The organism is Eubacterium sp. BL-380-WT-2B (genome assembly GCF_009696115.1).
Taxonomy (GTDB): Bacteria; Bacillota; Clostridia; order Eubacteriales; family Eubacteriaceae; genus Eubacterium; species Eubacterium callanderi.
In genome coordinates, this window is the sequence record NZ_VUMP01000004.1 from 388,340 (window position 1) to 402,514 (window position 14,175).

Here is a 14,175-nt window from a genome sequence, read left to right on the forward strand (position 1 = left end):
CAAAAAATGTCAAAATATCCATGCTTTGAGGTCGTCCTGTTATAATAGTCAGATCACACCAAAAAAATTTACAGGCGGAAAAGGATGATTGCGCGATGGAATCGATACGACCTTTGCCGACGTCGCCAAAGCAGTAACTACTTTTGAAATGCCAGATCGTGACATTATCGTCGGGCCAGGTTTAAAGACATCCCAATATCGGTTTGCTCTGTCATTGTTATAGATGGCAAGCTTGTGGATCCGTTCAACTATAGCCTGAAATCCGGGAGCGCCTTACTGAAATTAAAGGTAAGTTATCTGGATAGACTGAATGTCGGAAGCTATACCCTGCGCTTGGAATATAAAAACCAGTCCGTCGAAGCGAAGCCTCTGGTTCATATTTGAACCAGGGGCGCTGTTTTTATGTATTAAAAAAATTAGTAAAACATGGAATCAGAGTCCTGATTTGTGGTTTTTTTGAGGAACTACGAATGTTATCATATAGACTAAGGAAAATTGTAAGGAGAGGAAAGATGAAAAATAAAAATAAGATTTTTAGGAAGACTGTTGTGTATGTTCCTGGCTTTTTTGATGCCATTTGGTACCTGCGCGCAAGTTTTTGCTCAGGCGATGGACAGTGGTCCACCATTGAAAGCCAGCCAATCGGCTCCGGGCAGCCCCGGAACGATTTTGCCCCAGTCCATTCAGTTGGATACTAAGAATGGGCTGGCAGACATTACTCAGGGGGATACCATTACAATAGGGCAAAACGGTCAGGCGACAATCTCAAATAATGGGGAAAGCCCGAATCAGGAAGTGGGCCCGGATCAGGATAAGGCGGAGGAGGATAAAAACCAGCCGGTGGATCTTATGGGCGGCGAGACTATGGATGTGGAAGTAACTGAAAATGGAAACGACATCACGGTTGCGCCCGACCTTCCGGAGCCGAACATTCGTTATGACGCCGAAGCGGCAGCAGCTGCTGAGGGCAACGAAAATATGGAGTACAAGGGTACCTTTGTCGGCACAGATCTCTCCGCTTATAAGATCACGCCCCGAAGCGACGCGACTCCTTTTACCTCCATTATGGAAGAGGACAAAACAGAGTCGCTTAAGCGTTACTATGAAACCGACGTTATTGCCGGCGATGCTCTCACAGCTGCTGTGAATGAAGCCGATGGGTTCAGCCGGACGGTGGCCGAGAAGCTGAAAAGCCCCGAAGAGCTTGCGAAGCTAGGGGTGGACACGCCTACCGGGCTGTTTAAAATGGTGTCGGAATCGCCAACGGGAGATCCCTCCCAGGATATTATCATCGTCGATGACCGCACAGTGGTAATACGTGTAACGGACCAGAATGGCAAGGGCATTAACGGCGCGGCCGTCACCCTTAAATTTAAGGATAAGGATAACCGGGATGTTACCAAAAACGCAGTGACGGGAACATCTAACGGAAAGGATGGCTTTGCCATTATTACGGATATGGCGGGTACCCGGTCGGGCTTTTTAAATATTGAAAAGGACGGCTATCGGGTACTGACACAGCTGGACGCAGATCTGGACGGAGGGAGTATCCTCATACATAAGCTTACGCCCACCAATGCAAAGGATGTGTATGTCCGCTGCGCGGATCTGGAAGGCTCCGATCTGATAAACAAACCCAACACCATTTCGCTGACGCCTAACACAACCAGAGATTTAAACCTGACAGTGCTTTTATCCGGCGGCAGTATGAATCATCTTCGGATGCAAGATTTGCGCATTAAAGCCAAAAACCCGTCCAGCGGTGATCGGGAGTTTAAGGAAAGCAGCAAGACGGAGCTAGGTGAAAAAACCATTCAGTTTACTTACACCAAACGTTGGGCGGAAAAACTTTTAGATCCTGATACGGTGCTTAAGGCTAAGGACGTATTGACAATTGAGGAAACGCATGCAACAATCAAACCAGTGGAAATTAATATGAAGGTCAAGGATGCGGTTGTTGAGAAGGCTACCTGGAATAATATTAAATTTAGTATTGTGGGCGCTGGAGGAAGCTTTACCATTCCTAAAAGTGTCCCTGCTATTGGGAATTCTAAACTGGACGTCGACTTTTTAAAACTGCCTATAACGCTGATCATCGGTCTTGACGGAACGGCCATTTTCAGCTATAAAGCAGATATTGAGACGATTATTGATCAAAAAGAATTTCTTACCAGTGATTTTATCCCGCGTAAACAGGAAAAGGCGAAAACGATCCGGGATAAGGTTCAGAACGCCTTTAATGCCAAGATGAAAGCTTTCAGCGAGGGCAAGGGGTTAATGACCGGGGACAGCGAATCGAGGTTCCCCATCGACGGATCCCACAGCGTCAAGGTCAACTTTATGGCCATGGGCAGCGGAAGCTATGACTGTAAAACGGGTTATATTACTCTGAGTACTTCCATGATGGTGGCGCTGGAAGGAAAATACGGCATGACCTTCTATGCCATTATCCCGCCATCGGTTTATGCGGGCTTTAACGCCTCGGCCAGTCTGTCGGCCAGCGGCGGTGTGGGCATCCGCTTTAAGCCCAAGGATTTTATCAATACGGCGACTATGAGTAACGCTGGTCTCCTCGATACCATTGATCTGGCGCTGGGGCTGGGGGTATACGCCGGCGTTGGCCTCCATGGTCTGTTCTGTATTGAGGCCGATGGTGGCATACTAGCCAAAGGAACACTGGATTTCAGGTTAAATGAAACCGACCGCCCCAAGAATAAGATGTACCCCAGGGCAACGGTGGATCTGGGCTATAATGTAGGGGTGACGGCGGTGGCGCTGTTCTTTAAGTACCATAAGGACTTTCTGGGAAAAACCTGGACGGTTTATGACAGCTGGCACCTCAAGGATAAGGAAACCGCCCTCGAAAAAGCCATGGAGGAGACGACCCGGGTTTACCAGATTAAATTTGAAGGCCAGGAGGAAGCTGTTGCCGACAACCTGCCCGCGGCATCGGCCGACGGCACCTTGTCACCAACGGAGATCAAGGCCGATAAGCAGGTGTCTGAAGAAGACGCTACACCGGAAAACATTAACGGCCTTAGCGATGGCGCGGACGGCACGGGCTTTAAAGCCGCCGATGCCACCAGCGGAAACTCCCGCCTGGCGTATATTGACCAGGATGGAAAAACCTATGCTTTCCGTATTGTGCTGGTTAAGTACAGCTTTTTGGGCTACACGTATCCGGCGTTGGTTTACCAGAAAGAAAAAGAAGACGGCAATGGGTTTGAGAATCAGTTTTATCAGATCCCTTATTTTGGCAATTACTATTATGACTATGACTTCGCGGCCTACACCCATCAGCAGGAAGGCAGTGGCAAGCACTTGACGGCCCTCAACATTATCAGCGGCTACCGGGGTTATGGTTACAGCGATAAGGACTGTGCAAAGCATACGATCAGCCGAGTTGTTCAGCTGGATCTGACCAATAATAAGATACTCATGAACGAAGTTGTGCGTGACGATAAAAACGGCACTTACAAGCACAGCCCTACGGTCTACAGCTATGAAAACAGGCTGATAGCAGGCTGGCTGGAGGCCGACAGCATGGAGGACGCCCAGCAGCACAAGAATATCGCGCTGTATACAGCAGACAATTATATGGCGGGTAACGGCAAGCTTACGGTGACGCCTTATCCGGGCAGACGAAACTATATCAGTCTCCAGCTTGGGACCGAGAATAAAAGCCTGCAAGACTGGTATAATGAGGTTTCTTTGAACATGAGCTTTGTGGAGCGTAAAACCGATGGGAATGGCGCGCCATACGATGTGTACTCTATGGCCAATCATAGATCACAAAAGCCTGAAAAGCAATATTTCTCGGGTCAGAGTATCACCAATATATTTGTGGGGCCTTCACTGGGCAATGTGGTGAAAGGCGGAACCTATGTAAATGTAGACGGGATGCTTAAGGTGATTAACCAGTATGGCCAGGTGTATCCGGTAGAGGATACCGGGAATAATCCTTTCCAACTGCCTAAGAATACGCAGGTTTATGATATTTATTTGAATAACAGCCTAGATGTGGCTAAGCTGGTCACAGTCACCAAGGAAATCCGAACCGAAAACGGCAAAGATGTTACGGACAGTCTCATTCATGTGTATGATCTGGCGCCGGATGACAGCATTGGTCATCATGTCAAAATCCATGGCCCCAGAACCACCCGTCTAGCAAATCGGAACATTGCCAACGTGACCGGGATGTACTACTATCACAAAGATCATCCAGACGCTCCCAATTCCGGACTGCGGCTTTTATACACGGCGGATACTGAGAGCAAGGTGATTAAAGAAGGAACTATGAGAAATGATGGTTCTTACGAGCCGGGCGAAGTGATAGAGGCCTGCACGCTGTACCGCTGGAATGAAGGACTCAGCGCATCGGCCAAGGCCACGGCCATCGGTACGGATGAGCCTTATATCAAGAAATCCCAGGGCAGTCTGACGGCAACGGTGAAGTATGAAAACAACGGCGTGCGCGTTTTGGATGATGTGACGGTACAGATTACAGACAAACAGAATAATGTTCTTTGTGAACAAAAGGTTGAGAAGAGACTTTATCCTGGCGAAGGCAACAGTGTAAAGATGACTTTTAAGCCGCACCAAAGCTGGCAGCCAGGCAGTGAGACCCTGTTTGCCAAGGTAACGAAGATCAGTGTTCACCCTATGTCCGCGGTGGCAGAAAACGGTGAGATAACGGAACTGGAAAGCGGTACGATACTGGACAACCCAGTGGCTGAGGGTGATATTGCCTCGACCGGGCCATATGACAAGCCTGCTGTTCTCATTGAGGCCGCGCCGGCCATAATCGATGGCAGGTACTATGGGGCCATCAATATCAGCAATGAGTCCATGGTGCCCGTTGAGGACGCCAAAGTTAATGTTTATAAACTGAAAAGCGGCCAGAAACAGGAGAAAAAGCCGGATTACACTTATAATATCGGTGAGCTCAGCGAGGCTTATGGTGAGGATTATACAGAATGTAGTTATAACTTCCAGATACCGCTGGATGAGTGCTGGAAAATGGATGAAACCCAGGAGATTCTTATTGAGATCACTGCAGCCAATATGGAAGACATCGGCCCCTTTGTGACAGAAATCAAGATAGAAAATCCTGGCTTTCCGGTGCCCATGATGGTTGCCACCAGAGCCAATGACGAGACCTATGGTAGCCTTGAAGGCGACGGCTATTACATTGCGGGAGAAACCGCAACGGTGAAGGCAGAGGCCAGGGAGGGCTATCGCTTTGTTAAATGGATCGATGAAGCGGGTAATACCGTGAGCGATGCGGCTTCCTACAGCTTTAAGGTTGGCGATGAGGGTGTGAGCCTGACAGCGGTCTTTGAGGAGATCGGCAGTCTTCATAAGGTTGTGCTGATTCCAGATCGAGAAGCCGGCGGAGCCGATAAAGGGCTGGTGGACGCCTCGGACGCCAACGATATCGATGCGCTCTTAAAGAAAAGCTATATGGCCCGTCATGGACAGGAAATCACCGTTGAGGCCACGGCTTATCCGGGTTATCGCTTTAAGGAGTGGGTCGAGCTGGACACAGAAGGCACGACCGGAGCCGCTCTGAGCGGAGAGGCTTCCTATACCTTTGCGGTGGATCGGGAAATCCGGCTCATGGCAGTCTTTGTACCGGATGTGGGTCATACTCTGTGGCTTGACGCCAGAGGCGGAGACTGTGGTACGGCCACCCTCCAGACGGATGAGGGCGGAAAAATAACCGGCGAGCTGCCAACAGCCGAAAAGACAGGCTACCTTTTTGACGGCTGGTTTGATAATATCGAAGAAGGCAGCCAGGTAACGCCGGAAACGGTATTCCAGACGGATTATACTCTTTACGCCAGGTATACGGCTCTGCCGGATACGCAGTTTACCATTGAGGCCAGCGCGGGGAACGGAGGCAGTATCGAACCGGCAGGAAAAATAAATGTAACTCCAGGCAGCGATATGGCCTTTAAGGCGGTTCCCAAAGAGGGGTATGTGGTCAAAAACTGGAAAGTAGACGGGCAGGACACGGGCAGTACGGCAGACAGCTACACCTTTAATAAGGTGGACAGAAACCACACCGTGGAAGTGCAGTTTCAGAAAAAGACAGATCCTCAAAAACCAGACGGGCCGGGAACAGGTCTTACCACCCAGAACTGGGCTGTGCTTATAAGCATTCTTTTGATGCTTATGGCAGCCTTTGGACTGGCGGTCTATCTGAAGAAAAAACGCAAAATTTAATGAAACAAAGAGACCGGCACAATATTGTGCCGGTCTCAGACAATTAAAAAGTCGTCTGATTAGAGCCAGTTTTTTCTTTAAGACATAGTCTTATTAATAACAGAATACTGATATTGACGATTAAGAAAAAGATTTAAAAAAAGGATCAGTACAGTCTGTGTAGATCTCTTATAAAATTAAGGCCAAGGATGAACCGGTAAAACCCGTAAATCCGTCCAAATAAGCTGCAAATCCGGGGACTGGTTTGATGGCAGGTACCAGAGAAAGCCACGGGCAATAGAGTGAAGCATTTTTTTAAAGCCTTAAATTTTCAGAAATGTATTTTTGCGAGAATTACGTTTTAAACCAGAATGTCATTATTTTTTACCTATAGGACGTGCTTGTTGTCCTTTTGTTGTTCTTTGTCCGGTATAATCATTATAACAGGAGGTTTCTTATGAAAGAAAACACCCGGAGCTTCGTCGGAAGCTCGGTGACCTCGTGAAACAGTGAGTGAACCGCGGTAAAAGCGGTTGAAAGGAGTGTATATGAAAACACAGAAAATTCAGATGGGAATCACATTTATGATGGTTCTGTCCCTATTGCTTTTTATGGGAATGTGGGCGCCCCACAGCGCCCGGGCCGAGGAAAGCCGATTGTATGTGGGAGGGGTCAATGCCAATGAGACGCCCTCGGGAGAGGGCTGGAGCTATGACAAGGCTGCCAATGTTCTTACCTTGAGCGGTGCTAACCTTACAGTAACCGGGGATGACAGCATCGTAGCCGTCATTCTGTCCGATAAGGCGCTTACCGTTAAACTGACTGGGGAAAACAGACTGGTTCCTGACAGAGACGATAAAAAAGCCATCTACTGCGGCGGCGCGCTGACCCTCACCGGAGAGGGAAGCCTCATGGCTCAGGCAGATACCACCAAGGAGAACGTGCAGATCATCGACACAGACTCCCTGGTCATGAACGGGACCGGCGCGCTGACCCTTGTGCCCAGCGCATCTGCAGAATCTCCCAATGAATCCTATGCAATGCAATGCCATAATGGCTACACACAGCACAGCGGACAGGTTACCATCGGAAGTGATGAAAAACGGGCCGGCGTCGGCCTGGCCGTCATATACGGCAACTGCACTGTGGACGGAGGCAGCTTGAGTGTGTATGGAAACAACCAGTGCGTCACTGTCGGCGGCGATCTGACTATTGACAACGCTGCCGTTTACCTTGACCGGGCAAATCCCCACAGTCCGCCAGAGACCGGCGGTGATGCGGCGCTCATCGAGCAGATCAATGGAACGCGCGGCGGCGCCCATCTCGATAAAAGTCTCCAGGGGGTCCCCCAGGTTAACAGCACCCATGCCGACGGCGTGATCAGCATTGTCAATAACGCGGATGTTACGGTTAGAGCCTCTAACCCGGTAGAAAAAGATAATGAGGATGCTTTATGCTACCTGGTGGGCCTTCAGTCGCCGGCTTTAAACCTGAGCGACGCCAGCCTGAAGCTGGACATCAGCGGATGCCGGCTGGGTGTGGGTCTTATGGCTTCAGGCTATATGGCGCAAAAGCCTCAGGCGGACTGTTATATTGACAAAGGCGCCAGTCTTGATATTAAGGTAAAAACAGGCCTGCTGGCCCGGGGGATCCATACCTTTTATGCCAGTATTGGGAAGACAGGGGCAGCGGACGTGAGTATTGACGCTCAGGCAGAGTGCCTCCAACCGTATGCGGATGCTATGGGAATGGCGGTAGCGCAAAATCCGTTTTATAATGAGCTGGTGACAGGCCTCACCGTTGAAAATAAGAGCCAGCTGGACATCGGGGCTGGAGCATTGATCAACGCGGATATTCCTGAGCCAGATGAAAATGATGCCCCGCAGGCCAGCACCGCTTTGTTTACAACAGGCAGCGCCGCCTTTTCCGGCGCCAGCCAACTTGATCTAAACAGCCACGTCCAGGTGGGAAGCGGTTTCAGCATTGACCCGAAAGCCAGACTTAACGCAGACGGACTGTTTAGCGCCGGCCAAGAGGGGCGGCCCGAATTTGGTGCGGTCACCATTGGAGACAGCTGTATTGTCAATGCCAAAGCCGTCAGTGTGGATAAATCCCGCGCACCAAAGGCTTACGCGGGCAGCATATACGCCAACGGAACCCTGAACATCGGCGATGCCACTGTCAACGCCACAGCCAATGACTTGGGTATTTACAGCTACTATGATATCAACATAAGCCCGTTGAGCAGAGACAGCCGTGTTCATGCTGCAACCACCGGAGAAGACGGCATTGCTGTGCTGGCCTTTGAAAACAGTACTCTGAATATTGGAAAGGGAAACGCAGTCACCACCCCGGCCGGTGGCGTTGTCGGACGTATTACCGAACCCTGGGCTGGCAGCACCATTCTGCCCAAGGGACAGACCATAGCTGCGGCAGAAGTTGTCGTCGAAAAAGCAGAAACTCCAGAGCCAACACCAACGCCTACCGTGAAGCCTGCCCCAACCCCAGGCCCCACACCTACCCCGCACAATAACAACTCCAACACCGGCCTGCAGAGCGCCGGAAATGGACTGTACTGGACGGCAGGACTGATCGTCGCGGCGGCTATCATCATCGGTGTGGTGGTTTATGTAAGAAAAAGGCGCCAGTAGGGGACTGGGGAATAAAAACTTAATTTTAGATTTTGCGGCTTGTTTGTTGTCCTTTTTTGGGATACGGGTTCGTTATAATGATATGTAAATATATTGTAGCAGAAGGGAGTAAAAAATGAAAAAGCTGATTTTTAAAAATCCATTGCTTTTGGTTCTCAGCCTGATATTTGCCGTGCTGCTGGCCCTGCCGTCCGGTGTTTTCGCGGAGGAAAGCGCTGCTGCTTCGCCAATTATTAAACAACCGGCAGATATCTCGGTTTCTATCCCAAATGAGGCCGTTTTTGAAGTAGGGGTTGACCATCCGGAAAATTACACCTACCAATGGCAGTATTTTCAGGATGGAGAAGGTTTTTGGCGTGATTATATGGGTGAAGGCGCTAAAGTACCTGTGTTAAAATTCTCAGCCACAAACATTACAATGAACACTCAGGAGGTGCGCTGTTTAGTAAAGGATAAAAGCGATCCGGAAAAGATATACGAATCCGATAAAGCAACACTGACTTTAGATAACGTAGAGGAAATTAAAAACTATGTCATTGCAGCGGGGCAGGGCATAGCGCCGGGACAGACCAGGAATTTTGGCGGTGGAGCCATGTCCTTATCTGAGGATGGCACTATTATTACGCTGGATAATGTCGATCTGGCAGAGCGGGAGGTTCCTGTTTTGGTAGGAGATCTTCAGGGGTGTCTCAATTATACCAATCTTGAAGAAACGCCAAAACCTTTGACGATTAAAGTCATTGGAAAAAATACGCTGACCACTAATTACAGTGATGATGTTGGCAATGGCGTCAACACGATGCTTTACTTTGCCTCGGATAATATGCCGGACGTCACTGTAACGGGTGATACTCTGATCCTGAAGGGCGGTGAAATTGGCTTTAATGTGGGCGGCCGCACCGGAGGAACCAACTGTAATCTGATTATGGACGCAAATATGGAATTGGGAACAGCGTCGGATGAGTGGAGCACAGGCATCCGGTGCCATGATTTCACCTTAAAAACAGGTAAAACCCTGAATATCAATCGAACCAACAGCGCCCTAAACGTAGGGGGAAGCGTGTCTTTAGAGCCTGGCAGCAGCCTGATCGCGCAGCTTACGCCAAAGGATGAGGGATCTGGTTTTGCTTCGGTTACCGCGGTGAGGATACAGGGAGGCTTATTCATGAATCAAGCTGCCATGGAGATTACAGTCAACGTAGGGAAAGACTCTACGCGGTTAGCGCCGCTCACAGCGCTGGAAATAGCCGGTAACTGTGAGGAAAGCCAGGAACATCTGTACGCGGCTGGGAGCAGCCTTAAAATTAATCTGACATCTAAGGGGGATAACCCGGACCGCACGGCTCTGGGAAGTATTTCGGGCATTAACAGCACCAACAAAAAAGGAATTGATATTTTTGACAATACGGCGTTGGATATTCAGATAAATATGCCGGATGGCCTTGACGCTCTGGCCTACAATACAGCGTCTAATCTGGCATTAAAAAATGGCTCAGATATGACTGCGAATGTGCGGGCGGATGGCAGCGTCATGGGGGTTATAGCCTATGACACTATGACGGTTGATGACGCCAGCATCAATACGAGCATCGACTCGTTGAAGAAGGACAGTTTCTCTTTTGCTCTTGGAGCTCAGCACCTCAAGGTTAACCTGACAGGCCCGGATAACAAGGTGAACGCCACCACCACCCAGGGGCTGGCATTGGGCCAGTATCTGAGAGATTCTGAAGTGGCTGTTGGTTTTGATAAGACCTACCAGGCAAACCGGATCAGCCTTACGGGCAAGGCTGTATTCCGGACGCCGGCGGACACGGTCTTAAGCACTGGCAGTTTGCTGGTAAGAGCAGCGGACGAGGTAAATAAGGAGCTGCACCAGGTTTTTGAAACCCCTTACAGCAAAGCGGATACAAGCGCTCCGGCCAAGACGGTCGTTATCGGTGTGGAAACGCCGTCCCCGACCCCGAAGCCTGGCCCGACACCTGGCCCGACACCACAACCGTCTGTTAAAAATGGCCCGTCGACAGGGCTTTTGAAAAACGGCCCGGACCGCGCAGTCATGATGGCGTCAGGATTGTGTCTGGCAGTGGCCGCCATCGCTGTCATTTATGGGATAAAGCGAAAAAAAGATTAAAAACAGATCAAAAGATCGGTGCAACTTTGCGCCGATCTTTTAGTTTGATTAAGCGACGCCGGCCATAACGATAAAACCTGGATTTAAGTTTTGTGGTGTATCATTAAGTCGATTACAAGAAAAGAGGTGACAGGCATGGGGACACAGCATGAAGTGACAAGGAAGCAGCCCTTGCTAAACGCAAATGGGCGGATAGGAGAGCCGGGCTGGGCAAAGCAGCTGGTGTGGAACTATAACCGTGATTGTATTGCGGCGCCCTGGTACAGGCGCAAGGAATGGGATTACTATCTGGTCGGTGACGGTCAGACCGGCGTGGCCTTTACTCTGTCGGATCTGGGCTACGCGGGCATGGCCAGCGTATCGTTCCTGAATTATATGGATTGGACAGAGCATACCGAAACCATTGTGGAACCGCTGCCAAGAGGAAAGTACGGGTTAGGCTGCTGCTCGGGAAGAGGGAGCTGCGGTGTTACGCACCCCAAAATCCGGTTGTCCTACACGGCAGAGAAGAATAAACGCCGTATATACTGCCGTTTCCCTGAATTTTTGGAAGGGAAAGCATTGGAGGCGGATATTGTGCTCTACGAGCCGGATATGGATACCATGTGCATTGCGACGCCCTGGGCTGAAAAGCCAACGGCCTTTTACTATAATCAGAAGATCAACTGTATGCCCGCCTGCGGCTGGGTAAAACTTGGAGAAGAAAAACACCGTTTTACGCCGGACAGCGCCATGGGTGTGCTGGACTGGGGAAGAGGCGTCTGGACCTATGACAATACCTGGTACTGGGGAACGGGCAGCGGGTGGCATGATGGCGAGCCCTTTGGCTTTAACCTGGGCTATGGCTTTTCGGACCGCAGCAGTGCCAGCGAGAATATGGTCTTTTACCGCAACCGTGCCCACAAGCTGGACGAGGTCACCTTTATGATTCCCAGGAACGATGAGGGCGGCTATGCTTTTATGGAGCCTTGGTATCTGACCTCAAATGATGGCCGTTTCGTGGGAAGCTTTATTCCCGGAATGGACCGTCAGGCCAACATCAACCTGTTGGCCGTCAGAAGTGTGCAGCACCAGGTGTTTGGCTGCTTCAGCGGAAAGGTGACTCTGGACGATGGCACCGTCCTCGACATCAGAGATTTCCTCTGCGCAGTCGAGGTGATCCACAATATGTACTGATGAAAAAGAGAACCCGTATCGCCGTGATACGGGTTGAAAATTCTCCGTTTTTAATCTCAGACTCTGTGTTTTCTAATATGATGGCGGCGTATAAGGAGAATAATGACAATCAGCAACACAATAAGGCCGGCGATGATACCGTAAACCGCCAGGGCGATGGAGGATGGGTTTGCGAAGAAGGTGACGAGGGTCTTATCCACTGGCGTTTTGACTTCCCGGGCAATATTGTAGCTGGCAGGAATGGTCCGCAGTCCGCTCTCGCCCACCGGGAAGGAGTGGATGTAATCGGACAGGGCGATCCACTCCTTGGCTTCTGTGCCGGTTGGTGTATGGATAATCAGTGTATTGGTGTCTGAGACCGGATTGCCATCCTTATCCCTGGGCGCCAGCGTGATGATGCCATGGGACATCTTAGTAATGAGCCCGGTCATGTTGGCAAGATACTGGCTGGTGGTCACGCGGTACAGCCGGTCCTCATCCAAGGGGGTCCAGGCGCCGTCAGCGTTTTGGGTTTCTACCCCTGTCACCTTATCCAGCGGGAGACGGCTGTCATTGTAGGTGTAGCGCAGACCAGAAAAAGAGAACTGAACCTCCTGCATCATGGGATACATGAAGACGTCAATCTGGCACAATGTCTTAAGCTCTGAGCCGTAGAGATAAAAATCCACCAGTGAATAGCCGACGCTCCCGTCAGAGCCTGAGCCCAGCGAAAGGATATTATAAACGCCTGATTCGCTCAGGTTTCCTTTATAGATGGTGTCTCGGACAAGGCCGGCGTTGACAAGGGAAATATCTGCGTCCACACCGTTCTGGGCAGCGCCGTAGCGGTAGGCGTCGGTGATAATATCGCCGAGATCGGAGTTGTCAAAGTGCCCGAGTAGATCATCCACAGTGGCGAAATTATGGTCGGAGACGGCCGCGGTGGCGTCAAAGCTCTTGCCGAGCGGTGTTAAAAATTCCTGCTGAACAACATCCTTGCTGGTGTTGATGGACGATGCGATGTCCGGATCCATGGTCACGTCCCGACTGTTTTCAATCAGCTGGTAGCTGTCCACCTTCACGGTGTTGTCAGCTTCAAGTTTCAGGTCCAGAAGACCCAGGTGCTCGCCGCGCCAGCCACAGCCCACAATGGTGGTGCTGCCCTCGGTAATTGGCGTATCCAGCGTGGTGTGCGTGTGTCCGCTGACAATGACATCAATATCGGGCACGGCTTTTGCGAGCTGCTGGTCTTCAGACTTTTCAATATCCGGATTGGTGCCGCCGTGGGACAGGCAGATAATGACATCCGCGTTCTGTGCTTTCAGGCTGTCCACACAGTCCCGGGCGGTTTCGGCAGTATCGGCAAAGCTCAGAGGGGCGTAATTGACCGTGTAATCCTGGGCGACCTGGCTGAGCATGCCAAAGACCCCGATTTTCAGGCCGCCGCGCTCGATGATTTTTGTGGCGCTGCTGCCATAGGCATCAAAGGCGTTCTTGATCTCCTTTGATTCGGGATCATTGCCAAAGACCATGTTTGAGTTGAGCATGGCTGGCCGTTTCTGCGCTTTAGAGGCTGAGCGGAGTGCGGCGGCCAGCCCCTCGGCACCGTAGTCAAATTCATGGTTCCCGATAGTAGTAGCGTCAAAGCCCATCTCGCCCATCAGGTATAAATCCGGCGCGTGGGTTTTAAAAATACTGTTGAACAGAGTGCCCATGGAAAAATCACCCGCGTCCAGCACAACAGTGTTATCGGTCCGGTTTTCCTTAATCAGGGTTGCCAGCCGGGCGTATCCGCCCATGGTGGTGCGGCCGTCAGCTCCATCCGCCACGTCGTAGGGCAGGATATAAGAGTGGAGGTCATGAGTAAAGAGCACCCGGAGCTCCTGCTCCTCTCCATTTTCTGTTCCTGCCGCCAGCGCGGCGGTTGCCAGCCAAAACAGGCAGAAAGTAAAAAGCAGAAAAACTGTGGCTATCCGTTTGATTTTCATCGTAAAATCCCCCTTATTATGGATTGCTTCCCCCTTGTGTTGG

Annotated in this window: 5 protein-coding genes; 4 read left to right on the plus strand and 1 reads right to left on the minus strand. The window is 50.6% G+C overall.

Annotated features, from left to right (window positions below; all coding sequences use genetic code 11):
• Nucleotides 1–552: 552 nt before the first annotated feature.
• From FYJ53_RS10080 to FYJ53_RS10095, 4 genes are all read left to right on the plus strand, one after another.
• A complete protein-coding gene (locus FYJ53_RS10080) occupies nucleotides 553–6,228 on the plus strand; it encodes an InlB B-repeat-containing protein (protein WP_154557293.1) in 5,676 nt (1,891 codons plus the stop codon).
• A 527-nt stretch (nucleotides 6,229–6,755) separates the two neighbouring features.
• The gene (locus tag FYJ53_RS10085; RefSeq protein ID WP_148427661.1) at nucleotides 6,756–8,858 is read left to right on the plus strand and encodes a hypothetical protein; all 2,103 of its coding nucleotides are present in this window, start codon (nucleotides 6,756–6,758) and stop codon (nucleotides 8,856–8,858) included.
• A 115-nt stretch (nucleotides 8,859–8,973) separates the two neighbouring features.
• On the plus strand, nucleotides 8,974–10,989 hold the full coding sequence (locus FYJ53_RS10090; RefSeq protein ID WP_148427659.1) for a hypothetical protein: 2,016 nt from the start codon (nucleotides 8,974–8,976) through the stop codon (nucleotides 10,987–10,989).
• A gap of 135 nt (nucleotides 10,990–11,124) precedes the next feature.
• On the plus strand, nucleotides 11,125–12,165 hold the full coding sequence (locus tag FYJ53_RS10095; protein ID WP_090410776.1) for a DUF2804 domain-containing protein: 1,041 nt from the start codon (nucleotides 11,125–11,127) through the stop codon (nucleotides 12,163–12,165).
• Nucleotides 12,166–12,221: 56 nt separating this feature from the next.
• On the opposite strand, the gene FYJ53_RS10100 is transcribed toward FYJ53_RS10095, so the two are convergent.
• Nucleotides 12,222–14,132, minus strand: coding sequence for a bifunctional UDP-sugar hydrolase/5'-nucleotidase (locus FYJ53_RS10100; protein WP_148427656.1), 1,911 nt, complete (start codon nucleotides 14,130–14,132; stop codon nucleotides 12,222–12,224).
• Nucleotides 14,133–14,175 lie beyond the last annotated feature (43 nt).